The organism is Nonomuraea sp. NPDC004186, from assembly GCF_053603495.1.
The window spans coordinates 34,034-58,982 of record NZ_JBSGFQ010000070.1 but is presented as its reverse complement, the minus strand read 5'-3'; the positions used below and the strand labels follow the sequence as shown (position 1 = coordinate 58,982).

The 24,949-nt window shown below is 72.0% G+C and carries 20 protein-coding genes; 8 read left to right on the top strand and 12 right to left on the bottom strand.

From position 1 onward, the window contains the following. Positions 1–10: 10 nt before the first annotated feature. From ACWEPL_RS41970 to argC, 6 genes are read right to left on the bottom strand one after another with little or no spacing between them, the layout of a single operon-like run. Positions 11–517 carry an arginine repressor gene (locus tag ACWEPL_RS41970; RefSeq protein ID WP_350727243.1) on the bottom strand — a complete coding sequence of 169 codons (507 nt, stop codon included), beginning with the start codon at positions 515–517 and terminating at the stop codon, positions 11–13. Next, entirely contained in the window at positions 514–1,434 is a 921-nt protein-coding gene (gene argF, locus ACWEPL_RS41965) for an ornithine carbamoyltransferase (RefSeq protein WP_363971996.1), read from the bottom strand. Before argF ends, ACWEPL_RS41970 begins: the two co-directional genes overlap by 4 nt. After that, complete coding sequence (locus ACWEPL_RS41960) at positions 1,431–2,597, bottom strand: acetylornithine transaminase (RefSeq protein ID WP_363971998.1); 1,167 nt, start codon at positions 2,595–2,597, stop codon at positions 1,431–1,433. Before ACWEPL_RS41960 ends, argF begins: the two co-directional genes overlap by 4 nt. Next, a complete protein-coding gene (gene argB / locus ACWEPL_RS41955; protein ID WP_363972000.1) occupies positions 2,597–3,469 on the bottom strand; it encodes an acetylglutamate kinase in 873 nt (290 codons plus the stop codon). Before argB ends, ACWEPL_RS41960 begins: the two co-directional genes overlap by 1 nt. Further along, positions 3,466–4,617 (bottom strand): bifunctional glutamate N-acetyltransferase/amino-acid acetyltransferase ArgJ, encoded by a 1,152-nt coding sequence (argJ, locus tag ACWEPL_RS41950; protein WP_363972002.1) that lies wholly within the window; start codon positions 4,615–4,617, stop codon positions 3,466–3,468. Before argJ ends, argB begins: the two co-directional genes overlap by 4 nt. Further along, the gene (gene argC / locus ACWEPL_RS41945) at positions 4,614–5,636 is read right to left on the bottom strand and encodes an N-acetyl-gamma-glutamyl-phosphate reductase (protein WP_452439470.1); all 1,023 of its coding nucleotides are present in this window, start codon (positions 5,634–5,636) and stop codon (positions 4,614–4,616) included. Before argC ends, argJ begins: the two co-directional genes overlap by 4 nt. 176 nt (positions 5,637–5,812) lie before the next feature. On the opposite strand from argC, the gene ACWEPL_RS41940 reads away from it, so the two are divergent. After that, positions 5,813–6,346, top strand: coding sequence for a hypothetical protein (locus tag ACWEPL_RS41940; RefSeq protein WP_452439469.1), 534 nt, complete (start codon positions 5,813–5,815; stop codon positions 6,344–6,346). Between the two features lie 4 nt (positions 6,347–6,350). Here the strand turns inward: ACWEPL_RS41940 and ACWEPL_RS41935 are convergent, their stop codons facing one another. The 5 genes from ACWEPL_RS41935 to ACWEPL_RS41915 all read right to left on the bottom strand — a co-directional run bounded on the left by ACWEPL_RS41935 (position 6,351) and on the right by ACWEPL_RS41915 (position 14,816). Then, a complete protein-coding gene (locus tag ACWEPL_RS41935; protein WP_452439468.1) occupies positions 6,351–8,390 on the bottom strand; it encodes a bifunctional aldolase/short-chain dehydrogenase in 2,040 nt (679 codons plus the stop codon). A gap of 6 nt (positions 8,391–8,396) precedes the next feature. Continuing rightward, positions 8,397–9,554, bottom strand: a complete 1,158-nt coding sequence (rhaI, locus tag ACWEPL_RS41930) for an L-rhamnose isomerase (RefSeq protein WP_363972008.1) — start codon at positions 9,552–9,554, stop codon at positions 8,397–8,399. 10 nt (positions 9,555–9,564) lie between these two features. Next, positions 9,565–9,882 carry an L-rhamnose mutarotase gene (locus tag ACWEPL_RS41925; protein WP_185077046.1) on the bottom strand — a complete coding sequence of 106 codons (318 nt, stop codon included), beginning with the start codon at positions 9,880–9,882 and terminating at the stop codon, positions 9,565–9,567. 177 nt (positions 9,883–10,059) lie between these two features. Next, positions 10,060–12,759 (bottom strand): exo-rhamnogalacturonan lyase family protein, encoded by a 2,700-nt coding sequence (locus tag ACWEPL_RS41920; protein WP_452439467.1) that lies wholly within the window; start codon positions 12,757–12,759, stop codon positions 10,060–10,062. Positions 12,760–12,887: 128 nt separating this feature from the next. Beyond that, positions 12,888–14,816 carry a beta-galactosidase gene (locus ACWEPL_RS41915; protein ID WP_363972014.1) on the bottom strand — a complete coding sequence of 643 codons (1,929 nt, stop codon included), beginning with the start codon at positions 14,814–14,816 and terminating at the stop codon, positions 12,888–12,890. Positions 14,817–15,167: 351 nt separating this feature from the next. Here ACWEPL_RS41915 and ACWEPL_RS41910 point away from each other — a divergent pair, with 351 nt between their 5' ends. From ACWEPL_RS41910 to ACWEPL_RS41880, 7 genes are all read left to right on the top strand, one after another. Further along, positions 15,168–16,169: a LacI family DNA-binding transcriptional regulator gene (locus tag ACWEPL_RS41910; protein ID WP_350727232.1), complete on the top strand. Its 1,002-nt coding sequence runs from the start codon at positions 15,168–15,170 to the stop codon at positions 16,167–16,169. After that, entirely contained in the window at positions 16,166–17,578 is a 1,413-nt protein-coding gene (locus ACWEPL_RS41905; protein ID WP_452439466.1) for a rhamnulokinase, read from the top strand. The genes ACWEPL_RS41910 and ACWEPL_RS41905 overlap by 4 nt, the downstream gene beginning before the upstream one ends. Before the next feature lie 72 nt (positions 17,579–17,650). Further along, complete coding sequence (fdh, locus tag ACWEPL_RS41900) at positions 17,651–20,878, top strand: formate dehydrogenase (protein ID WP_452439465.1); 3,228 nt, start codon at positions 17,651–17,653, stop codon at positions 20,876–20,878. Then, positions 20,878–21,675, top strand: a complete 798-nt coding sequence (locus tag ACWEPL_RS41895) for a 4Fe-4S dicluster domain-containing protein (RefSeq protein ID WP_363972020.1) — start codon at positions 20,878–20,880, stop codon at positions 21,673–21,675. Before fdh ends, ACWEPL_RS41895 begins: the two co-directional genes overlap by 1 nt. Next, positions 21,672–22,664 (top strand): NrfD/PsrC family molybdoenzyme membrane anchor subunit, encoded by a 993-nt coding sequence (gene nrfD / locus ACWEPL_RS41890; protein WP_452439464.1) that lies wholly within the window; start codon positions 21,672–21,674, stop codon positions 22,662–22,664. The genes ACWEPL_RS41895 and nrfD overlap by 4 nt, the downstream gene beginning before the upstream one ends. After that, positions 22,661–22,786: a hypothetical protein gene (locus ACWEPL_RS41885; protein ID WP_355198530.1), complete on the top strand. Its 126-nt coding sequence runs from the start codon at positions 22,661–22,663 to the stop codon at positions 22,784–22,786. The genes nrfD and ACWEPL_RS41885 overlap by 4 nt, the downstream gene beginning before the upstream one ends. Next, positions 22,783–23,319 (top strand): NUDIX hydrolase family protein, encoded by a 537-nt coding sequence (locus ACWEPL_RS41880; RefSeq protein WP_363972024.1) that lies wholly within the window; start codon positions 22,783–22,785, stop codon positions 23,317–23,319. The genes ACWEPL_RS41885 and ACWEPL_RS41880 overlap by 4 nt, the downstream gene beginning before the upstream one ends. Here the strand turns inward: ACWEPL_RS41880 and ACWEPL_RS41875 are convergent. Next, positions 23,298–24,899 carry an arylsulfatase gene (locus tag ACWEPL_RS41875; protein ID WP_452439463.1) on the bottom strand — a complete coding sequence of 534 codons (1,602 nt, stop codon included), beginning with the start codon at positions 24,897–24,899 and terminating at the stop codon, positions 23,298–23,300. The two genes, ACWEPL_RS41880 and ACWEPL_RS41875, sit on opposite strands and share 22 nt — an antisense overlap. Between the last annotated feature and the right edge of the window lie 50 nt (positions 24,900–24,949).

Here is a 24,949-nt window from a genome sequence, read left to right as displayed (position 1 = left end):
ACGTGGCGGGCTAGCCGCGCCGGTCGGCCACTCTCAGCAGCGCGTCCGCGACGGCCTGGCCGCCCGCCGGATCGCGGCTGATCACGAGGATCGTGTCGTCGCCCGCGACCGTGCCGAGGATCGACTCCCAGTCGGCGTGGTCGATGGCGGAGGCCAGGAACTGGGCCGCGCCCGGCGGGGTCCGTACGATGACCAGGTTGGCCGACGCCTCGGCGCCGACCAGCAGTTCCTCGGCGATGCGGTGCAGTCGCGCGGCCGGGCTCTCGCCGGTGCCCAGCCGGGTGAGCGGGATCCGTGCCCCGCCCTCGCCGGGCAGGGCGTAGACCAGGGATCCGTCGTCGGCGCGCAGCTTGAGCGCGCCGAGCTCGTCGAGGTCACGCGAGAGCGTGGCCTGGGTGACCTCGACGCCGCTCTCGGCCAGCAGCTTGGCCAGCTCCGGCTGGGAGCGCACGGCCTGCCGCTGCAGCAGGTCGGTGATCTTGGCCTGCCGCGCCGCCTTGGTCATGGGAATCATCATCGATGGGACACCAGCCAGTGGAGGAGCGCCTTCTGGGCGTGCAGCCGGTTCTCCGCCTGGTCCCACACCGCGCTCTGCGGGCCCTCGAGGACCTTGGCGGTGATCTCGTAGTCGCGGTAGGCGGGCAGGCAGTGCAGCACGATCGCGTCGGGCGCGGCGTGCTCCAGCAGCTCGGAGTTCACCTGGTACGGCATGAGCGCGGCGATCCGCTCCTCCTTGCCGTCCTGGCCCATCGACACCCACGTGTCGGTCGCGATCACGTGCGCGCCCTGGGCGGCGGCCACCGGGTCGGACAGCGCGATCACCGAACCGCCCGTCCTGGCGGCGATGGCGGCGGCCTGGTCGAGGATGACCGCGTCGGGCTGGTAGCCGGCCGGGGCCGCGATGCGCACGTGCATGCCGGCGGTGGCCCCGCCGAGCAGGTAGGAGTGGGCCATGTTGTTGGCGCCGTCGCCCAGGTAGGTGAGCGTGACCCCGGCGGTCCGGCCCAGCCTCTCCTGGACGGTCTGCAGGTCGGCCAGGATCTGGCAGGGGTGGAACTCGTCGGTGAGCGCGTTGACGACCGGCACCCGGGAGTGGGCGGCCATCTCGTCGATGAGCTCCTGCCCGGTGGTCCGCCACACGATGGCGGCGACCTGCCGGTCGAGCACCCGGGCGATGTCGGCGGTGGGCTCGCCGCGGCCCATGAGGACCGAGACGTTGTCCACGACCAGCGGCAGGCCGCCGAGCTCGCCGATGCCGGTGTGGAAGGAGACGCGCGTGCGGGCCGACGGCTTGTCGAACAGGACCGCGACCGTCTGCGGGCCCTCGAACGGGCGGTAGCCGAACCGGTCCTTCTTCATGGCCGCGGCGAGGTCGAGCACCTCCGCCTGCTCGGCCGGCGTCAGGTCGTCGTCCCTCAGGAAGTGCCTGGTCACTTGGCCGCCTCCGCGAGAATCGCCGGGTACGTGGCCAGGAACTTGTCGATCTCCTCCGCCGTGACCACCAGCGGCGGCGCGATGCGTACGGCGTCCGGCTGGAGGGCGTTGACCAGGAAGCCGGCGCTCTGGGCGGCGCTCTGGACCTCGGCCGAGCGGGGCTCGCTCAGCACGGTGGCCAGCCAGAGGCCCCGCCCCCGCACCCCCTTCAGCAGCGGGTGCCGCATCGACTCCAGGCCGGAGCGCAGCCGCGCGGAGGCCGACTTGACGTGGTCGAGATCGAGGTTGTCGAGCACGGCCAGGGCCGCGGCGCAGGCGACCGGGTTGCCGCCGAACGTGGAGCCGTGGTCGCCCTTGGCGAACAGCTTGCCCGCGTCGCCGAACCCGATGCACGCGCCGATCGGCAGCCCGCCGCCCAGGCCCTTGGCCAGGGTCAGGATGTCGGGCGTGACGCCGTCGGCCTGGTGCGCGAACCAGTGGCCGGTGCGGCCGATCGCGGACTGGATCTCGTCGGCGACCAGGAGCGCGCCCGTGGAGTCGCAGATCTCGCGGGCCGCCTCGAAGTAGCCCTCGGGCGGCGGCACGACGCCGGCCTCGCCCTGGGTGGGCTCCAGGAAGACCGCGATGCAGTCGCCGGTCACGGCCTCCTTGAGCGCGGTGGCGTCGCCGTACGGGACGAAGCGGACATCGACCGGGAACGGGCCGAACTGGTCGCGGATCGACGGCTTGCCGGTCAGCGACAGCGCGCCGATCGTGCGGCCGTGGAAGCCGTTCTCGGCGGCGACGAAGTAGGAGCGGCCCTCGCGCTTGCCGTACTTGACGGCGAGCTTGTAGGCGGCCTCGTTGGCCTCGGTGCCGGAGTTGGCGAAGAAGACCTTGCCCGGGGCGTTGAGCAGGGTGAGGAGCTTCTCGGCGAGCAGCACCTCGGGCTCGTGCAGGAACAGGTTGCTGGTGTGCGCGATCGTGGCGACCTGCTTGGAGACGGCCTCGACCAGGGCGGGGTGGGCGTGACCGAGCGAGCTGGTCGCGATGCCGCCGATGAAGTCGAGGTATTCGTTGCCGTCCACGTCCCAGACGCGAGTGCCCTCGCCTCGTGCCAGCGCCACCGGCGGCACGCCGTAGTTGGGCATGAAGGCCGTCTCGAACCTCTTGTACAGGCTCATCAGGGCATCACCATCGTTCCGATTCCCTCATTGGTGAATATTTCCAGCAGCAGTGAGTGCGGCACGCGGCCGTCGAGCACGTGAGCCTGCGGGACGCCGCCCTGGACCGCCGTCAGGCAGGCCTCCATCTTGGGGACCATGCCGCTGGACAGCGTCGGCATCAGCGTCTCGAGCTCGTCGGCGTCGAGCTGGTCGATCACGTCGGTGTCGTCGGGCCAGTTGGCGTACAGGCCCTCGACGTCGGTGAGGACGATCAGCTTCTGCGCCTCGAGCGCCACGGCCAGCGCGGCCGCGGCGGTGTCGGCGTTCACGTTGTAGATCTGCCCGTCGTCCCCGCGCGCCACGCTGGAGATGACCGGGATGCGGCCGTTGTCGATCAGGGCCCGCACCGCGCCCGGCTCGACCTTGATGATCTCGCCGACCTGGCCGATGTCCACCGGCTCGCCGTCCACGATCGCGTGCTTGCGCACGGCCGTGAACAGGTGGGCGTCCTCGCCGGACATGCCGACGGCGAACGGGCCGTGCCGGTTGACCAGGCCCACGATGTCGCGGTTGACCTGGCCGACCAGGACCATCCTGACGACCTCCATGGCCTCCGGCGTGGTGACCCGCAGCCCGGCGGTGAACGTCGACTCGATGCCCAGCCTGGCGAGCGCGCTGCTGATCTGCGGGCCGCCGCCGTGCACGACGACCGGGCGCAGGCCCGCGTGCTGCAGGAAGACGACGTCCTCGGCGAAGCCCGCCTTGAGCGACTCGTCGGTCATGGCGTTGCCGCCGTACTTGATGACGACGGTCGCGCCGTGGAAGCGGGTCAGCCAGGGCAGCGCCTCGATCAGCGACTCGGCCTTGGCCTGCGCGCTGAGGGACCTCACGAGGAGTACGCCGAGTTCTCGTGGACGTATTCGGCCGTCAGGTCCGTGGTGTGCACCGTCGCGGTGTGCGGGCCGGCCGACAGGTCGATCGTGATCGTCACGTCCCTGGGGCGCATGTCCACCTTGGAGCGGTCGTCGCCGACCGCGCCGCCGCGGCAGATCCAGATGCCGTTGATGGCCACGTTCAGGCGGTCGGGCTCGAACACCGCGTCGGTGGTGCCGACGGCGGCCAGGACGCGGCCCCAGTTGGGGTCCTCGCCGTGGATGGCGCATTTGAGCAGGTTGGAACGCGAGACCGCGCGGCCGACCTTGACCGCGTCGGCCTCCGAGTCGGCGCCGACGACCTCGATGGCGATGGCCTTGGAGGCGCCCTCGGCGTCGACCAGGAGCTGCCTGGCCAGGTCGGCGCAGACCTCGTGGACCTTCTGCTCGAACTCGGCGAGGTCCGGCTTGACGCCGGCGGCGCCGCTGGACAGCAGGAGCACGGTGTCGTTGGTGGACATGCAGCCGTCGGTGTCGAGGCGGTCGAACGTCCTGGCCGTGGCCTTGCGCAGCGCGGCGTCGAGCTCCTCGACGGTGAGGTCGGCGTCCGTGGTGATCACGCACAGCATCGTGGCCAGGGAGGGGGCGAGCATGCCCGCGCCCTTGGCCATGCCGCCGACCATGTATCCGCTGCCCCGCCGGAACGAGATCTTGGAGACGGTGTCCGTGGTGCGGATGGCGTCGGCGGCGGCCAGGCCGCCGTCGCGGGAGAGCTGGCCGGCGGCGGTCTCGACGCCTCCCAGCAGCGCGTCCATCGGCAGCCGCTCGCCGATCAGGCCGGTGGAGCAGACCGCGACCTCGCCCGCGGAGTCCTGGAGCACCTCGGCCACCTTCTCGGCGGTGGCGTGGGTGTCCTGGAAGCCCTCGGGGCCGGTGCAGGCGTTGGCGCCGCCGGAGTTGAGCACGACCGCTCGCAGCCGCCCGCCGGACAGAACCTGCTGCGACCACAGCACAGGGGCGGCCTTCACGCGGTTGGCGGTGAAGACGCCCGCGGCGGCCCTGCTGGGCCCGTCGTTGACGACGAGGGCCAGGTCACGGGCGCCGCCGGACTTGATCCCGGCGGCGATGCCCGCGGCCCGAAAACCGAGTGGTGCAGTTACGCTCAAGGTGCGACTCCTGTCAGGGGAAGGCCGAGCTCTTCTGGGAGGCCGAGTGCGAGGTTCACGCTCTGGACGGCACCTCCGGCTGTGCCCTTGGTGAGGTTGTCGATGGCGATGACGGCGACCACGCGGCCCGCGCGTTCGTCGAGCGTCACCTGCAGGGCGGCGGTGTTGGCGCCGTAGGTCATGGAGGTGGCCGGCCACGTGCCCTCGGGCAGGAGCTTGACGAACGGCTCCTCCTTCAGCGCGATCTCGTACGCCGTCCGCAGCGCCTCCTTGGTGAGGCCGGGCGCGGCCGGGGCGCTGCAGGTGGCGAGGATGCCGCGGCTCATGGGCGCCAGCGTCGGGGTGAAAGAGACGCGGACCGGGGCGCCGGCGACGGCCGACAGGCCCTGCTCCATCTCGGGAGTGTGCCGGTGGACGCCGCCCACGCCGTACGCGCTGACCGAGCCCATGACCTCGCTGCCGAGCAGGTTGGGCTTGAGCGACTTGCCGGCGCCGCTGGTGCCGCTGGCGGCCACCACGACCACGTCCGGCTCGGCCAGGCCCGCGGCGAACGCGGGCGACAGGGCCAGCAGGACGGAGGTCGGGTAGCAGCCGGGGACCGCGATGCGGGTGGCCGTCCGCAGGACCTCCCGCTGGCCGGGCAGCTCGGGCAGGCCGTAGGGCCAGGATCCGGCGTGCTCGCCGCCGTAGAACTCCTGCCAGGCGGCCGGGTCGGTGAGCCGGTGGTCGGCGCCGCAGTCGACGACGATCGTCTCCGTGCCGAGCTGGGCGGCGACGGCGGCCGAGTGGCCGTGCGGCAGTGCGAGGAAGACGACGTCATGCCCGGCCAGCGTGTCGGCGACGGTGTCCTCGATGATCCGGTCGGCCAGTTGCGGCAGGTGAGGCTGGTGGGCGCCCAGGTGGTTGCCCGCGCTGGACGCCGCGGTGAGCGCGCCGATCTCGAACTCGGGGTGCCCGAGCAGGAGGCGGAGCAACTCTCCTCCCGCGTAGCCGCTGGCCCCCGCGACCGCTGCCCTCATTCCGCCCTCTCTCCTGCATATTCATGCATCATTGCTCATGACCTTACTGTGAAGATAATGCACTTCACGGGATGGACATGCAAGCTGGAGGCGTCCAGATGACCACATGGTGAGACGGTGAGTGTTCCCAGTGGGCTGCAGGTGAATGCCAAGCCGGGGTGGCGACGATGGGGCACATGAGCGACTTCATGCCCGATATCCAGTTCGTCACCCCTGGTGGGAGGGATCCGGGGCGGCTCGGGCGGATCGTCCTCGTGCTGCTCTGGCTGACGGTGTGCCTGGCGCCGGTGGCGTTCGCGATCGGCGATCTGGAGCTGGCCACAGGGCGGGCCGGCACGCCGGGGACGCTGCGGGTGGCCTCGTGCGAGGCGCTGGGCCAGGGTCGCTACGACTGCCAGGGGATCTTCACTCCCGACTCCGGCGGCAGCGCCGTGGCGGTGGACGCCTCGCCGGACTCCGAGGCGGGCGACATGACGCGGGCCCAGCTCACGCCGGAAGGCGACCGCGCGGTCCCGGCCGGGACGAAGGGGGTCCTGGCGGCCTTGACGTTGCCGGCGGTCGGGTTCGGAGGGCTGGGGTTCCTGCCGTACGTGATCATGTACTGGGCGGGCGCGCGCAGGGGGCGGCGGGCCGCCGTGGCCGGGGGTTTCCTGGTCACGGCGGCCGGAATGGCGCTGACGCTGATCGGGATGGTGGCGGCCTACTCCTGAGCGGTCAGCGCAGGAAGGCGGCGGCCACGCCCGCGTCCACCGGGATGTGCAGGCCCGTGGTGTGGGTGAGGTCGTTGCCGGTGAGGGCGAAGACGGCGGCGGCCACGTGCTCGGGCAGGACCTCGCGCTTGAGCAGGGTCCGCTGGGCGTAGAACTCGCCGAGCTTCTCCTCCTCCACGCCGTAGACGGCCGCGCGGTTGGCGCCCCAGCCGGAGGCGAAGATGCCGGAGCCGCGTACGACGCCGTCGGGGTTGATCCCGTTGACGCGGATGCCGTGCGTGCCCAGCTCGGCCGCCAGCAGCCGGACCTGGTGCGCCTGGTCGGCCTTGGCCGCGCCGTAGGCGACGTTGTTCGGGCCGGCGAAGACGGCGTTCTTGGAGGAGATGTAGACGATGTCGCCGCCCAGCCCCTGGTCGATCAGGACCCGGGCCGTCTCGCGCGCCACCAGGAACGATCCCCTGGCCATCACGTCGTGCTGCAGGTCCCAGTCGTCGAGGGTGGTCTCCAGCAGCGCGCGGGACAGCGACAGGCCGGCGTTGTTGACGACCAGGTCCACGCCGCCGAAGGCCAGCACGCCCGCGCGTACCGCCGCGGCGACCTGCTCCTCCGAGGTGACGTCCACGGCGACCGCCACCGCGACGTCGGACACCCGGTACGCGGCCGCGCCGATCTCGGCGGCGACCTTCTCCGCGGCGGCCACGTCGCGGTCGGCGACCACCACGCAGGCGCCCTCGGCGGCCAGGCGGCGGGCGGTGGCCGCGCCGATGCCCGAGCCGCCGCCGGTCACCAGCGCGACGCGGGTGGCCAGGGGCTTCGGCTTGGGCATGCGGCGGAGCTTGGCCTCCTCCAGCTCCCAGTACTCGATCCGGAACTTCTCCGACTCGGGGATGGGCGCGTACGTGGAGACGGACTCGGCCCCGCGCATGACGTTGATGGCGTTGACGTAGAACTCGCCGGCCACGCGGGCGGTCTGCTTGTCCTTGCCGAACGAGAACATGCCGACGCCCGGCACCAGCACGATCGCCGGGTCCGCGCCGCGCATGGGCGGCGAGTCCGGGGTGGCGTTGCGGTCGTAGTAGGCGGTGTAGTCGGCGCGGTAGGCGGTGTGCAGCTCGCGCAGCCGTTCGACGGCCTGCTCCAGGGACGCGTCCGGCGGCAGGTCGAGCACCAGCGGCGCGACCTTGGTCCGCAGGAAGTGGTCGGGGCAGGACGTGCCCAGCGCCGCCAGGCGCGGGTGCTCGGCGCGGGAGACGAAGTCCAGCACCTCGGGCGTGTCGGTGTAGTGGCCGACGACGCGGAGGTCGGTGGAGGCCAGGCCGCGGATGTGCGGGAACAGCGCGGCGGCCCGCGCGTGCCGCTCGGCCTCCGGCAGCGTCTCGTAGATCACCGAGCCGAACGGGTCGGGGCGGCCGTGCTCGGCCAGGTACGCCTCCGCGGCGCGGATGATCTCCAGCGAGCGGGACTCGCACTCCTGCGCCGTGGCGCCCCAGGCGGTGATGCCGTGGCCGCCGAGGATGCAGCCGATGGCCTGCGGGTTGGCCTCCTTGATGGCGGCGATGTCCAGGCCGAGCTGGAAGCCGGGCCGCCGCCACGGCACCCACACCACGCGGTCGCCGAAGACGCGCCTGGTCAGCTCCTCGCCGTCGGCCGCGGTCGCGAGCGCGATCCCGGCGTCGGGGTGCAGGTGGTCGACGTGCGCGGCCTCGACCAGGCCGTGCATGGCGGTGTCGATCGACGGCGCGGCGCCGCCCTTGCCGTGCAGGCAGTAGTCGAACGCGGCGACCATCTCGTCCTCGCGCTCCACGCCCGGGTAGACGTTCACGAGCGCGCGCAGGAGGTCCAGGCGGAGCACGGCGAGCCCGGACTCCTTCAGCGTGCCCAGGTCGCCGCCCGAGCCCTTGACCCAGAGGAGTTCGACGTCCTCGCCGGTGACCGGGTCGGGCGCCGCACCCTTGGCCGAGGTGTTGCCGCCCGCGTAGTTAGTGTTACGCGGGTCGGCGCCCAGCCGGTGCGAGCGCTCCAGCAGTTCCTTAACGACTTCCATGGTTGGTCAGGCCCCCCAGCCGGCCTGGTTGCCGCCGACACGCTCGGTGGCGATCTTCTCGAAATATCCGGACTTGGCGTACGCGGTCATCGGGTCGGGCGCCAGCCCCGACTCCTCCCGCAGCTCGGCGAGCAGCGGCCGCACGTCGGTGTTGTAGGCGTCCATGAACACGGCGTTCGCGCCCAGCACGTCGCCCTCGGACTGGGCGGCGGCCAGCGCCTCCCGGTCCACCAGCAGCGCCTTGGCGGTGGCCTCCTGGACGTTCATGACCGAGCGGATCTGACCCGGGATCTTGGGCTCGATGTTGTGGCACTGGTCGAGCATGAACGCCACGCCGGCCTCGGGGTCGAGCCCGCCGCCGCGGACCACCTCGAACATGATGCGGAACAGCTGGAACGGGTCCGCCGCCCCCACCATCAGGTCGTCGTCGGCGTAGAAGCGCGAGTTGAAGTCGAACCCGCCGAGCTTGCCCTCGCGCAGCAGGAACGCCACGATGAACTCGATGTTGGTGCCCGGCGCGTGGTGGCCGGTGTCCACCACGACCTGCGCCTTGGGGCCGAGCTTGACGCAGTGGGCGTACGCGGTGCCCCAGTCGGGCACGTCGGTGGCGTAGAAGGCGGGCTCGAAGAGCTTGTACTCCAGCAGGAAGCGCTGGCCCTCGCCGAGCCGGTCGTACACCTGCGCCAGGGACTCGGCCAGGCGGTCCTGGCGGGCCCTGATGTCGTCCTGGCCCGGGTAGTTGATGCCGTCCGAGAACCACAGCTTGAGCGTGTCGGAGCCGGTGGCGTCCATGATGTCCACGCACTCGAGCAGGTGGTCGGTGGCCTTGCGGCGCACCCGCGCGTCCGGGTTGGTGACGCTGCCCAGCATGTAGTCGTCGTCCTGGAAGACGTTGGAGTTGATGGCTCCGATGCCCACGCCCAGCTCGCGGGCGTGCCTGGCCAGGTCGGCGTAGTCGTCCACCTTGTCCCACGGGATGTGCAGGGCGACCGTGGGGGCGATCCCGGTGTAGGCGTGCACCTGGGCGGCGTCGGCGAGCTTCTCGTACGGGTCGCGCGGCACCCCCTTCTGTGCGAACACCTTGAACCGCGTGCCGCTGTTGCCGTAGGCCCAGGACGGCGTCTCGATGTGCTGCGCCCGCAGCGCGGCCTTGATGTCAGTCATTACTCCCCGATCAATCCAGGTGGAACACTTCGTCCAGCGGGTGCATGCCCTCGTCGGGCCGCCCGTCGAGGCTCTCGAAGAACGGCGCCATCTCGGCCTGCCAGCGGGCGTTGACCTCGGTCTCGGCCATGGCCTTCCTGGCCGCCTCGAAGTCCTCGGTCTCCAGGTAGCCCACGAGGAGGCCGTCGTCTTTGAGGAAGAGCGAGTAGTTGTGCCAGCCGGTACGCGCGAGCGCCTCTCGCATCTCCGGCCAGACGTCTCGGTGGCGTTCGCGGTACTCCGCCAGCCGCTCTGGGCGGACTTTCAGCAGGAAGCAGACGCGTTGCACTGACACTCCCTTCAAAACGTTTTAATCCTTCGTGCAGGAAACTATGATTCCTGGTGCTCGCTGTCAATGCGCTCCCACCCACGGAACCCGCGGGGTGATCGCGCAGCTACACTGACACGTTTTAATCCCCGGCCCCGCCCGCCGCCCGGCAGCGAACCACCGGGCGGCGTGGCGTGGTCAGGTGGGGAGTTTGTCGCCGACGAGGGCCAGGTTCTGGATGGCCGCCAGACCGTACAATGCCGTGGTGTTGGTGGAGACCCAGGCCGCCTCGTCCGTCGGGTTGAGGGTCGTCGTGACCTTCTCCGACTTCCACGGCAGGTCCGGCGCGTAGCCGTCCCCCGTGGCGAACTCCGTCCACGCCCGGGCGGCGAGGTCGTCGCGCCGGAGCCGGACCGACGCGTACGCCGTGAGCCGGGAGTGCCCCTGCTTGAGGATGAGGTTGCCGAAGTTCGCGCCCGTCTCGGCGGCCTGCTCGGCCTTGGTGGCGTTGAACAGGCGGCAGTACTGGAGCCAGGCCCGCTCGAAGTCCGGCATGTCCACCAGGTCGATGAGCTCGGCGCAGATCTCGACCTGGCCGAACATGGCCGACAGATGGGACACCGCGACCTTGCGCGCGGCCGGGGCGAACTCGCCGGTGCTGAGGTTGTAGAGGCCCTCGCCGGTGACGAAGCCGTTGGGCATGGCGGCGATGGTGCGCATGGTGGCCTTGAGCTTCTTCTCGGCCACCGGGTCCCCGCCGCGTTCCCATTCGGTCAGCCAGGCGGCGGCCAGGCCGCTCCAGTCGGTGCCCAGCCCGATCGCGAGGGCCGACGGATCCGGCGTGTACGGCTCCGTGCGGATCTTGCGGAGCGGGTCGATGGCCAGGAACGTCTTGTCGGAGTCCACCAGGGCCCGCATGAGGTCGCCGGTGCGCTCGTCGGCGGTCAGGAAGTAGAAGATGCGCCGGTAGACCGCGGTCGAGATGCGCTGCTGCTTGGCGCTGCACCCCCAGTGCTGCACGTTGTGCCGGCTGCCGAGCCCGGCCCAGGGCCCGAGGTGGTAGACGTCCACCTCGCCGGTGTGCCGGGTCATCGCCTCGGCGAAGCGGAACACGTCGGCGCGCCCCGAGCGCAGGTACGCGTACCAGAGCCACAGGTCGGGCGAGAGCTCCGAGTTGTCCCAGGCGTAACCGCCGACGTCGTAGCGCCACACGTGCCGGTCCTCGTCGAACGTGTGCATGATGTCGCCGTAGTCCCAGAACCCGTACCAGTGCCGCTGCTCGACCTGCTTGCGGTAGTAGTCGAAGAGGAAGTCGAGGCGGTCCTCGATGGTCTTCCTGCCGGGCGTCGACCGGTCGACGGGGCTGAACAGGCCGCCGAAGACCTTGGCGGAGGCCAGGTGCGCGGGCGGCGCGACGATCAGCGGCGGCGTCCGGACGGCGTCGGCCATCGCCCCGAACCGGGCGGCGTCCGGGGTGGCGGCCAGCGCCCAGAAGGTCAGCTCGCTCGTACGCGCGATCCCGAGCGGCGTGCCGAAGCCGGGCTCGTAGTCCTCGTACGTGATGTTGAGGCCCTCGATCTGCTCCGGGTAGGTGTCCTGGCCCATGCCGTCGTGGTAGAAGCGGGTGTCCATCGGCCCGGCCTCCGGCGACCAGAGCCAGACGGTGACCTCGGCCTCCTCCGACGCGGCCCCGCGGATGTCGAGCTGGGTGGGATGCCGCTGCCAGAAGTCCCGCAGGCCGAACGCGAACCCGCCGCTCGTCCCGCCCACGTACCCGAGCCCGGAGGCCCGCCGGCCCTGGTCGACGGCGACCCAGCCGTACCCCTTCTTGGTGCGCTTCTTGAGCGTGAAGCCCTCGGAGGACAGCTGGGCGAGGGAGTAGTCGCCCCAGTCGGGGATGAGCTGGACGCGGCTGCTGACCCGCGTGTCCCAGGTGGCGATGTCCGGCAGCCGCCGGCCCTCCACCTGCGCCTTCCGCACGGCCGCGCCGGGGTCGCGGCGCAGGCCCGTGATGCCCTTGACGGCCTCGGTGAGCAGGCCGTGCCCGTCGCCGACGAACCGGATGTGCCGGTTGTACGGCTCGTCCCGCATCGGGACGCGGAAGCGCACGCCGAGCCCGGCGACGAAGTCGTGCTGCCCGTCGCGGTCGAACACGAACGTGTGCGTCATCCGCACGCTCTCCGCGCCCGCGTAGAAGTAGAGCCGGATCGTGAACGGCAGCCACGAACGGCCCTTCTTGGAGGTGTGGCGGCCCTCGATCCGGACGACCGCGCGCACCGGGCCGGACTGCTCGACCTCCACCTTCGAGATGTCGCTCAGGTAGGAGTCGACCTCGACCGTACGGTCGTCATCGTCGTCGATCTTGCCCTGGCGGAGGTTGACGAGCTGCCCCTTGCGGGCGATCTCGGTCTCGCCGCGCCAGATCTGGCTGATCAGCTCGCTGCCGCTCTTGCGGACGCGGGCGCGGATCACGCCGGTGTCCACGTCCACGTACTGCTTCTCGTCCTTGACGGTGACCGGCTTGGCGGGGGCGGCGGCGGTGCCGGGCCGCAGCGTGTACGTCTCGGCCGCGGGCGTCGCGGGGCCGACCGCGTGGGCCGTCCACTTCAGGGACCCGTCCGGCCAGTACGCCAGCGGCCACGTCTGCACCGGCACGGCGGCGCCGTCGGCCGCGGTGAGCGCGAACGCCTGCTCCTTGGCCACGGCGCCCTTCGGCCACGGGACGCCCCAGGTGGTGCCGGGCGCCTCGGCGGGCCTGTCCTCCAGCCAGCGCAGGGGGACGTCGGGGACGGCCAGCGCGGCCAGCGCGGGGGACTCCAGCGCCGAGGCCAGCGGGACGGCTGCTCCGGCGACGGCTAACCCCTTCAGGGCGTCGCGGCGTGAGATCTGCTCGGACACAGGTACACCTCCAGGCGGGGAGGGGCGCGCTCGCACGCGCCCCTCAGGGGGGTTGGTCGGTGGCGCCGCTCCCTGAGGGGAAGCGCTTTCCAGAGCCATATGGCGGAACGCCCGCGGGCGCCCCGCCGTCAGGCGGAGATCACGCGGACGTCGCCGGCCGCCACCGTGACCGGGTCGCCGCCGGGCGGGGTCACGACGGCATCCTCGCCCGTGTGGTTGACGGCGAACAGGTAGGAGCGGCCGTCCGCGTGCGAGCGTCGTACGACCTCGACCCCGGCGGGGGCGGCCGCGACGGGTTCGACGCCCGCCTCCGTCGCGACGGCGGCGATGACCTCGGCCAGGCCGTCGTCGTCGAGTCTGGTCGTGAGGTAGTGCGCGAACCCGTCACCCCACTCGTTGCGGGTCCAGGCGGGCTCTCCGGTGGCGTACGTGTCGAGGACCTTCGCGCCGGCGGCGTGCGCCACCTCGCTCCAGGCGGTCCCCGACGCGCCCGAGGTCAGCGCGATCGGCCCGTCGAGGGGGAAGAACTCCTCCACGCTCACCCCGAGCAGGTCGCGCCACGCCCCGGGGTAGCCGCCGAGCCGCACCCGGTCGTGCTCGTCCACGATCCCGCTGTACGGGCCCACGAGCGCGACCCCGCCCCGCTCCACGAACCGCGCCAGGTTGGCCGCCCCCGCGTCGCTCACCAGGTAGAGCGCGGGGACCAGCACCAGGCGGTAGCCGGTCAGGTCGCCCTCGGGGTGGGCCAGGTCGCAGGTGACGCCGGCCCGCCAGAGCGCGGCGTGCCAGCGCTTGGCCTCCTCCACCGGGTCCATGTCCACGGAGGGCTGGGCCGGGTGGTCCTGGGCCCAGACGCTGGAGTGGTCGAGGAGGATCGCGACGTCGGCGCTGACGGTGCTGCCCGCCACGTCGGCGAGCCCGGCCAGCTCGGCGCCGAGCGCGGTCACCTCCCGCCAGATCTTGGTGTCGGTGCCCGCGTGCGGCAGCATCGCCGAGTGCCACTTCTCGGCGCCGGCGCGGGAGGCCCGCCACTGGAAGTACATGATCCCGTCCGCGCCCCTGGCCAGGTGGGTCAGGGAGTTGCGGCGCAGCTCGCCGGGGGCCTTGGCGCGGTTGCGCGGCTGCCAGTTGACGGCGCTGGTCGAGTGCTCCATCAGCAGCCAGGGCCGGCCGCCGTTGAGCGAGCGGGCGTAGTCGGCGGCGAAGGCCAGGTCGATGTGCGGCTCCGCGCGGGCGCCGATCAGGTAGTGGTCGGTGGAGACCACGTCCATCTCGGCGGCGAAGGCCCAGCAGTCCATGTCCCAGTGCGCGCCCGCCATCAGGTTGGTGGTCGCGGGCACGTCCGGCGTGATCTTCCTGAGCAGGTCGCGCTCGGCGGTGTAGAGCTCGATGAGCGCGTCGGAGCTGAAGCGGCGGAAGTCGAGCTGCTGGCCGGGGTTGGGGAAGGTGGGGGTGGCGCGCGGCGGCAGGATCTGGGCCCAGTCGCCGTAGCGCTGGGACCAGAAGGCGGTGCCCCAGGCGTCGTTGAGCGCGTCGAGCGAGGCGTAGTGCGAGCGCAGCCAGGCGCGGAAGGCCGCCGCCGAGGTGTCGCAGAAGCAGCGCGCGTTGTGGCAGCCGTACTCGTTGTGCACGTGCCACAGGGCCAGCGCCTCGTGGTCCCGGTAGCGCGTGGCCAGCTGCTCGGCGATGCGAAGCGCCTTCTCGCGGTAGATCGGCGAGCTGGGGCAGAAGCCCTGCCTGCTGCCGTAGGTCAGCCGACGCCCGTCGGCGTCCACCGGCAGCGCCTCCGGGTAGGTGTCCCCGAACCAGGGCGGCGGCGCGGCGGTCGGCGTGGAGAGGTTGGCCTTGATCCCGTTCGTGGCCAGCAGGTCCATCACGCGGTCGAACCAGCCGAAGTCGAAGACTCCCTCGGCCGGCTCCAGCAGCGACCAGGAGAAGATGCCGACGCTGACCCGGTTGACGCCGGCCGCACGCATCAGCGCGACGTCCTGCTCCCACGTCTCCTCGGGCCACTGCTCTGGATTCCAGTCCCCGCCATAGGCGATGACGTCCGGCATGAAACCTGCCTTTCGCAAGTCTGTTAGCGCTCACAGCGTGTTACGTCAGCGTTTACGGGGGATTAAAACGTTCCTCGCGCGCGTCGCACAAGGCCCGGCTCGCCACCCCGGGCGGGTTCCCGCTGATCAACAGGGGTGATTGCGCAGGCAGGCCCGCCGAATCCAGGCGCGACCCGTGACACGGGGGTTATCTTAACGTTATGAAAAGCGGGGAAAGCGGTCTCCGTGCGCATCGCGATACAAACGTTTTACTCGACACCCGGACAACTCCGCCCACTCCAGACCCGGAAACACCGCTCCACCGGTACCGCGACTGGCGCCCCAGTCGTTAGTACGTTTTAATTGGTCCCCATGGCCATGGTCAGCATCAAGGACGTCGCCGCACACGCCGGCGTCTCCCCGGGCACGGTCTCCAACGTACTGAACCGGCCCGGAAAAGTCGCGCCCGCCACCCGGGAGCGGGTGGAGGCGGCGATCAGCGAGCTGGGGTTCGTCCGGCACGGCTCGGCCTCGACACTGCGCGCCGGGCACAGCAGGACGATCGGCCTGAGCGTGATCGACATCGGCAACCCGTTCTTCACCGAGGTCGCGGCCGGGGTCGAGGACGTGGCCAGCGAGCTCGGCTACGCGGTCATCCTGGGCAACTCGGCGGGCTCGCAGGACAAGGAGGAGCGCAACCTGCGGGTGCTGGCCGAGCACCGGGTGCGCGGCGTGCTGATCACCCCCTCCGGCGAGGACCCGGGCCGGCTCGACCGGCTGCGCGAGCGCGGCATCAGCGTCGTCCTGGTCGACCACCCGGCGCACCGGCCCGACCAGTGCGCGGTGGCCGTGGACGACGTCGCGGGCGGCCGGGCCGCGGTCACCCACCTGCTGGCCAAGGGCGCGCGCACCGTCGCCTACGTGACGGGCCCGATGACGATCAGGCAGTGCGTGGAGCGCTGGGAGGGCGCCAAGGCCGCGATGCGGGGCGCCGGGCTCGACCCCGGCGACCTGAAGGTGGCCGAGACCGCGACGATGACGGCCCGCGCGGGCGAGAAGGCGGCCGCCGACCTGATCGAGAACGGCCTGCCCGAGGCCGTGTTCTGCGCCAACGACCTGCTCGCGCTCGGCGTGCTGCGCGCGCTGCTGCGGTCGGGCGTGCGGGTGCCGGAGGACGTGGCGCTGATGGGCTACGACGACATCGACTTCGCCGCCGCCTCCACCGTCTCGCTCAGCTCGATGCGGCAGCCGACCTACCAGCTCGGCCGGATCGCCACCGAGCTGCTGCTGGACGAGTGCGACAACCCGGAGACGCACGCGCACCAGCACATCATGTTCCAGCCCGAGCTCGTCGCCAGGGAGTCCACACAATGAGCCGCCGTTTCGCCGCCGTCGACCTCGGGGCCTCCAGCGGCCGGGTGATGCTGGCCGACCTCTCCGACGGCCTGGAGCTGACCGAGGTCCGCCGCTTCCCCAACGAGCCGGTGACCGAGGCGGGCCGCCTCCACTGGGACATCACCGGCCTCTACTCGGAGATCCTCGACGGCCTGCGCGACGCGGGCCCGGTGTCGTCCATCGGCGTGGACTCGTGGGCGGTCGACTACGGGCTGCTCGACGAGTCGTACCGGCTGATGGGCAACCCGGTGCACTACCGCGACGACCGCACGCGAGGGGTGGCCGAGCGGGTGGCCGGGTCGGTCGGGGCGGAGACGCTGTACGACGTGTCCGGGCTGCAGGTGCTGCCGTTCAACACGATCTACCAGCTGCTGGCCGACCGGCTCGACGGGGCCGTGACGATGCTGCTGATCCCCGACCTGATCGGCTACTGGCTCACCGGCGAGGTGGGCGCGGAGGTGACCAACGCCTCGACGACCGGGCTCCTCGACGTGCGCACCAGGTCGTGGGCGTTCCCCCTGATCGAGCAGCTCGGGCTGCCGGCCGGGCTGTTCCCGCCGTTGCGCCAGCCCGGCGAGGCGGTCGGAAAGCTGCGCCGGCACGTGGCCGACGTGGTCGGCTGGTCGGCGCCCGTCACGGCGGTCGGCTCGCACGACACGGCCTCGGCCGTGGCCGCCGTGCCCGCCTCCGGTCCGGCTTTCGCCTACATCTCGTGCGGCACGTGGTCGCTGGCCGGGGTGGAGCTGCCGGAGCCCGTCCTGACGCCCGAGAGCCGGGCCGCGAACTTCACCAACGAGGCCGGCATCGACGGCACCGTCCGCTACCTGCGCAACGTCATGGGGCTGTGGCTGCTGCAGGAGTGCCTGCGCGCCTGGCCGGGCTCCGACCTGCGCGAGCTGCTGAAGGCGGCGGCGGGCGAGCGGCCGTTCGCGGCCGTGGTCAACCCGGACGAGCCGGGGTTCCTGCCGCCGGGCGACATGCCGGCCAGGATCGCCGCCGAGTGCCGCCGCACGGGGCAGGCGCCGCCGTCGTCCCCGGCCGCGTACGTGCGGTGCGTGCTGGAGAGCCTGGCGCTCGGGCACCGGCTGGCCGTGCGGCAGGCGATGGAGCTGTCCGGGCGCGACGTCGAGGTCGTCCACCTGGTGGGCGGCGGCTCGCGTAACGAGCTGCTGTGTCAGCTCACCGCGGACGCCTGCGGGCTGCCGGTGGTGGCCGGGCCCGCGGAGGCGACCGCGCTCGGCAACGTGCTCGTGCAGGCGCGCTCGGCGGGGCTCGTCTCGGACCTGGCGGAGATGCGCTCGCTGGTCGCCGCCTCCCAGCCGCTGCGCCGCTACGAGCCCTCCGGCGATCCCCAGGCGTGGGAGAAGGCCGCCGCGCGCCTCGCCTGACCCCCTTCGACCTGCGGGTTTTCGCCTCCCGGGAGCAGGGCAGAAACCCGGCCAGGGGTTTCGGGGGGCGTCATGGACATGCGTTGGCCGCTGCTGCGGCAGCTGACCGGCGAGGACCGCAGCGGGCGGGGAGCGGCGGTGAAGTCGGCCAGGACGGCGGCGCTGCGCGCCCGCACGGCCACGGCCGACCGGGTGGTCAAGTCGATCTGCCCGTACTGCGCGGTGGGCTGCGCCCAGAACGTGTACGTACGGGATGAACGGGTCGTCCAGATCGAGGGCGACCCCGACTCCCCCATCAGCCGCGGCCGGCTGTGCCCCAAGGGCGCGGCCAGCCTCCAGCTCACCACCGCGTCCGGCCGCCGGCACAAGGCGCTCTACCGCCCGCCGGGCGGGGCCGACTGGCAGGAGATCGACCTCGACACGGCCATGGACATGGTGGCCGACCGGGTCATCGCCACCAGGCGCGAGACCTGGGAGTGGGAGCGGGACGGCAAGCGCACCGCCAGGACCCTGGGCATCGCCAGCCTGGGCGGCGCGACGCTGGACAACGAGGAGAACTACCTCATCAAGAAGCTGCTGACGGCGCTCGGCGTGGTGCAGATCGAGAACCAGGCCCGCGTCTGCCACAGCTCCAGCGTGGTCGGGCTCGGCACGTCGTTCGGCCGGGGCGGGGCCACCACGTTCATGCAGGACCTGCAGCACTCCGACTGCGTGGTCATCCAGGGCTCCAATTTCGCCGAGGCGCATCCGGTCGGCTTCCAGTGGGTGATGGAGGCCAAGGCGCGCGGCGCGGTGATCATCCACATCGATCCGCGCTTCACGCGCACGAGCGCGCTGGCCGACCTGCACGTGCCCATCCGCGCGGGCTCCGACGTGGCCTTCCTCGGCGGGATCATCAACCACGTGCTGGACAACGACCTGTACTTCCACGAGTACGTGGTCAACTACACCAACGCGGCCACCATCCTGCGGGAGGACTACCGCGACGCCGAGGACCTCGACGGCGTGTTCTCCGGCTTCGACCCGGAGACCCGCGTCTACGACGACGAGACCTGGCAGTACGAGGGGATGACGGTCTCCCCGGCCTCCGGCGCGCGGGACGTGGACTACGAGCGGCGGGTGGGCAAGCTGCCGCCGGGCCACTCCGAGATGCTCGGCGCCACCGGCCTGCCGATGGACGGGACGCCGCAGCGCGACGAGACGCTGAGCCACCCGCGCTGCGTCATGCAGGTGCTGCGCCGCCACTTCGCCCGCTACACCCCGGAGATGGTGCAGCGGGTGTGCGGGGTGCCGCCCGAGCTGTTCCAGCGGGTGTGCCGCCATCTGACGGACAACTCCGGCCCGGACAAGACCGCCGAGTTCGTCTACGCGGTGGGCTGGACGCAGCACAGCGACGGCGCGCAGTTCATCAGGGCGGCGAGCATCCTGCAGCTGCTGCTGGGCAACCTGGGCCGGCCCGGCGGCGGCATCCAGGCGCTGCGCGGGCACGCCAGCATCCAGGGCTCCAGCGACGTGCCCACGCTGTTCAACCTGCTGCCTGGTTACATCCCGATGCCGCACGCGCACGAGGATCTGAGCCTGCGCAAGTTCCTGCGGGCCGACTCGCCGCACAAGGGCTGCTGGGCGAACATGTCCGCGTACCTGATCAGCCTGCTCAAGGCGTGGTGGGGCGAGTCGGCCCAGCCGGGCAACGACTTCAGGTTCGGCTACCTGCCCAGGCTGACCGGGTCGCACAGCACGTACGACACCGTGCTGGCGCAGCTCGACGGCGTCTGCAAGGGCTACTTCCTGCTCGGCGAGAACCCCGCGGTCGGCTCGGCCAACACCCGGATGCAGCGCCTGGGCATGGCGAACCTCGACTGGCTGGTGGTCCGCGACTTCAATCTGATCGAGAGCGCCACCTGGTGGAAGGACGGCCCGGAGATCGAGACGGGCGAGCTGATCACCGAGGACATCGGCACCGAGGTGTTCTTCTTCCCCGCGGCGTCGCACACCGAGAAGAGCGGCAGCTTCACCAACACCAACCGGCTGCTCCAGTGGCACCACCAGGCGGTCGAGCCGGGCGGTGACGCGCGCAGCGACCTGTGGTTCATGTACCACCTGGGGCGGATCATCCGGGAGAAGCTGGCGGGCTCGGCCGATCCGATGGACGCGCCGGTGCTCGAGCTCACCTGGGACTACCCGCTCGTGGGCGAGCTGTCGGAGCCGTCCGCGGAGGCCGTGCTGGCGGAGATCAACGGCTGGGGGCCCGATCGGCGGCCTCTGTCCGGGGCCGGCGAGCTCAAGGACGACGGCTCCACGGCGTGCGGCTGCTGGATCTACTGCGGCGTGCACGCCGGCGGCGTCAACCGGGCCGCCCGCCGCAAGCCGCACACCGAGCAGGACTGGATCGCCGCCGAATGGGGGTGGGCCTGGCCGGCGAACCGGCGGATCCTCTACAACCGGGCCTCGGCCAGGCCGGACGGCAGCCCGTGGAGCGAGCGCAAGAAGCTCGTCTGGTGGGACGCGGACGCGGGCCGGTGGACCGGGTTCGACGTGCCGGACATCGACGTGGACAAGGACCCCGGCTTCCGGCCCTCGGAGGACGCCCAGGGTGTGGCGGCGCTGTCCGGGACCGATCCGTTCGTCATGCAGGCCGACGGGAAGGGCTGGTTGTTCGCCCCGTCGGGGGTGGTGGACGGGCCGCTGCCGACGCACTACGAGCCCCAGGACTCGCCGGTGGCCAACCCGCTCTACGGCCACCAGCGCAACCCGGCGCGCAAGGTCTACCCGCACGAGGACAACCGCTACCAGCCGAGCGGCGACGAGCCGGGCGCGTCGGTCTACCCGTACGTGGTGACGACGTACCGGCTGACCGAGCACTTCACGGCGGGCGGGATGAGCCGGCACACGCCGTACCTGGCGGAGCTGCAGCCGGAGATGTTCTGCGAGGTGTCGCCGGAGCTGGCCGCCGAGCGCGGGCTCGTGCACGGCGACTGGGCCACGATCGTCACGGCGCGCAACGCCATCGAGGCCAGGGTCATGGTCACCGACCGGATGCCGTCGCTGCACCTGGACGGGAAGGTGCTGCACCAGATCGGGCTGCCGTTCCACTACGGGCCCAACGGCCTGGCCAGGGGCGACGCGGCCAACGAGCTGTCGGCGATCTCACTGGACCCCAACTCCCACATCCAGGAGGTCAAGGCCCTGGCGGCCGACATCCGGCCCGGGCGGCGGCCGCGCGGGCCGGCGCTGCCGGAGCTGGTCAGGTCCTATCAGGAACGCGCGGGCATCGGCGCCGGCACGGGGACGGAGGCGTGATGGGCCGCGTGGGGTTCTTCACCGACACCAGCATCTGCATCGGCTGCAAGGCGTGCGAGGTGGCCTGCAAGGAGTGGAACGCCGTCCCCGAGGACGGTCTGGCCTTCACCGGCATGTCCTACGACAACACCGTGACCCTGGGCTCCGACACCTGGCGGCACGTCGCGTTCGTCGAGCAGCGCCGGCCGCTCGGTAACCAGGAGCCCGGGGTCGGCGACATGGACTTCCGCTGGCTGATGGCCTCCGACGTGTGCAAGCACTGCACGGAGGCGGCCTGCCTGGACGTGTGCCCGACGGGCTCGCTGTTCCGCACCGAGTTCGGCACGGTCGTGGTGCAGCAGGACATCTGCAACGGGTGCGGCTACTGCGTGCCCGCCTGCCCGTTCGGGGTGATCGGCAAGCGGGAGAGCAGCGGCGTGGCCGCCAAGTGCACCATGTGCTACGACCGGCTGGGCGACGGGCAGGAGCCCGCGTGCGCCAAGACGTGCCCGACGGACTCGATCCAGTTCGGGGACCTCGACGAGCTGCGCGAGCGGGCCGAGCACCGGCTCGAGCAGGTGCGCGCGGCGGGGACGGCCTCCGCCCGCCTGTACGGGCACGACCAGGGCGACGGGGTGGGCGGCATGGGGGCGTTCTTCCTGCTGCTGGACGAGCCCGAGGTGTACGGCCTGCCGCCCGATCCCGTGGTGACCACGAGGGACCTGCCGTCGATGTGGCGGCACGCGGGGGTCGCGGCGCTCGCCCTGCTGGCGGGCGTGGCGGCGACGGCGCTGCCGATCTGGAGGAGGCGGGGATGACCAGTCAGACCGACGTGCGCCTGGACGGCTCGGCCGAGCTGCGCACCGAACGCGAGGCCACGCCGGGCTCCGCGGGCGAGCGGCGCAGGCCGCCGGAGGCGGGCCCAGAGAAGGGCCCGGTGAAGGGTTACGACTCCTACTACGGCCGGCCGGTGCTCAACGAGCCGACGTGGCAGGAGCACGACATCGCCGGCTACCTCTTCCTGGGCGGCCTGGCCGGCGCGTCGTCCACGCTGGCGGCCGTCGCCGAGCTCACCGGCAGGCCGCGCCTGGCCAGGGTGGGCAGGGTGGCCGCGCTGTGCGCGCTGGGCGGCTCGTTCTACTCGCTGATCCACGACCTGGGGCGGCCCGAGCGGTTCATCAACATGCTGCGGGTGTTCAAGGTGACCTCGCCGATGAGCGTCGGCACGTGGATCCTCACGGCGTACGGGCCGCAGGCCGTGTGCGCCGGGGCCGCCGACCTGTCCGGGCGCCTGCCCAGGCTGGGCCGGGCCGCCACGGTCGGGGCGGGCCTGGTGGGGCCCGCGGTGGCCACCTACACCGCCGCGCTGATCTGTGACACCGCCGTGCCCGCCTGGCACGAGGGGTTCCGCGAGATGCCGTTCCTGTTCGCCGGCTCGGCCGCCGCGGCGGCGGGCGGGCTCGGGATGCTGGCCGCGCCGCTGTCGGAGGCGGGTCCGGCCCGCCGGGTGGCGATGCTGGGCGCGGCCGTCGAATGCGTGGCCGCCACCCGGATGGAGCGGCGGCTGGGGCCGCTGGCCGAGCCGCTCAAGCGCAGCCCGCTGCTGCGCGCGGGCGAGGCGCTGTCGCTGGCGGGCGCGCTGGCCGGGGTGACCGTCGGCCGGCGCAGCAGGATCGCGGCCGTGGCGGCGGGCGCGGCCCTGCTCGCGGGCTCCGCGTGCACCCGGTTCGGGATCTTCCGCGCCGGGATGGAGTCCGCGAACGACCCCAAGTACACCGTCCAGTGGCAGCGGAGGAAGCTCGCATGAGCCGCAAAGTCATCGCCTACCTGCCGTTCTTCGGCATCGTCCTGGTCACCTGCGCGGCTTCCTGGCTGGCGGGCAGGACCGCTCCCGAGGGCCTGATCCGGGGACGTACGATCAGCAGATGACCGAAAAGACCGAAACCACGCCTGGATGGCTCTCGCGCGACGAACTCGAGTCGGTGCGGGGCCAGCTGCCCATCCTCTACGTCGACGCCGTGCCGGTGCGGGTCGACGACACCGGCGTGGTCACCCGCGTCGGCCTGCTGCTGCGCATCGCGTCAGACGGCACGGTCAGCCGGGCGCTGGTCTCGGGACGGGTGCTGCACCACGAGCGGATCCGCGACGCGCTCCTGCGTCATCTGGAGAAGGATCTCGGCCCCGTGGCGCTCCCCCACATCCCCGCCTCCCCTCAGCCGTTCACCGTCGCCGAGTACTTCCCCACGCCCGGCGTCACCCCCTACCACGACCCCCGCCAGCACGCCGTCTCCCTGGCCTACATCGTCCCCGTCGCGGGCGACTGCCGGCCCCGGCAGGACGCCCTGGACCTGGAGTGGTTCACCCCGGAGGACGCCGCGTCCCTGGCGGTGCAGCAGGAGATGACCGGCGGGCAGGGCGTGCTGCTCAAGCAGGCCCTCGCCTACGTCGGCTGCCTGCCCTGATAGACGGCTTTGCTGAAGGAGAGGGAGCGGCCGCCCGCGTCGAACTCGGCGCGGGCCGTGACCCGCTTCCCGCTCCCGCCGGGCAGCGCGAAGCCGACCGAGATCGCCGTTCCCGGGTCCACGCGCGGCATCGTGCGGGCCCGCGCGCGGTTCAGGCCCAGCTCGACCTCGCGCCAGGGCACCGACGAGCCGTTGTACAGCGTCACCACGACCTGGCCGCCGGTGATCTCGGTCTTCAGCCCGTACGGGATCCGCGGGTCCGGGCCGATCGAGTCGTCCAGCAGGGTCATCAGCTCGTCCACCAGCTCCAGCCGCTCCGCCGCCAGGTCGCGGCGTTCCCCCGGGTCGGTGGCCAGGTCGTACAGCTCGACCCGGCCCTCCGGCCCGGCGCCCGCGATGTGCGGCGCGAAGCGGACCAGCTTCCACCGGCCGCGGCGGATCGCCTGGGCCTTGCGGGGCCGGTTCCACACCAGGTGGTCGTGCCTGGGGGCGCCGGCGCCGGTGAGCAGGCCGCGGAAGGACAGGCCGTCGAGGTGCGCGGGCACCGGCACGCCGGCCAGGTCCGCGAGTGTCGGCAGCACGTCCCACGAGGCCACCGGCTGTTTCACCACGCGCGGGCGTAACGCGGGCGACCAGGCGATCAGCGGCACGCGGATGCCGCCCTCATAGACGTCGCGTTTGTCCCCGCGCCAGGGCCCGTTGGAGTCGAACAGCTCCGGCGTCACGCCCTTCTCGCTGTGCGGCCCGTTGTCGCTGGTGAACAGCACGAGCGTGCGCTCCGCGACACCGGCCGCGCGTAACTCCCGCACCAGCGTGGCCACGTCGGCGTCGAGCCGGGCCACCTGCGCGGCGTGCCGCCGGTTCGGGCCGCTCCACGGCCGGTTCTCGTAGCGCCCGGCGTCGCCGGGGATGACGCTCGGCGAGTGCGGCAGGTTGGTGGGGAAGTAGAGCAGGAACGGGTCGTCGCCGCCGCGCCGGATGAACTCGATCGCCCGCTCGCGGAACAGGTCCGGCGCGTACTGCCTGCCGTCGAGGCGCACCTTGGCGCCGTTGTGCCACAGGTACTTGGGGAAGTACTGGTGGGCGTGGGCGTGGCCGATGTAGCCGAAGAACTCCTCGAAGCCGCGCTCGTTCGGGTGCGAGGCCTGGCCCGGCAGCTCGGGGCCGAAGCCCCACTTGCCGAAGCAGGCCGTGCGGTAGCCGGACAGGCGCAGCAGCTCGGCGAAGGTGAGGTCGGCGTCGGTCAGCGAGCGCTGCGGCCCGCCCTCCGGGTTCTCGCGTACGGTGCCGTGACCCGCGTGCAGCCCGGTGAGCAGCGCGCAGCGCGACGGCGCGCAGAGCGGCGCCCCGGAGTAGGCCGTCTCGAAGCGCACGCCCTCGGCCGCCAGGCGGTCCAGATTGGGGGTGCTGATCAGGCGCTGTCCCTGGCTGCCGATCTCGCCCCAGCCCAGGTCGTCGGCCAGGATCACGACGATGTTGGGCCGTGAAGGCAGGCCTGCTGCCGCGAGAGCGGGTTCGGGCAGGGCGAAGCCGGCGAGACTTCCGGCGAGCAGGGTACGGCGCGAGGGCCCGTCGATCACGAACCGCAACCTATCGGAGCCCAAGGCGAATAGGAGACAAATCGCAGCTG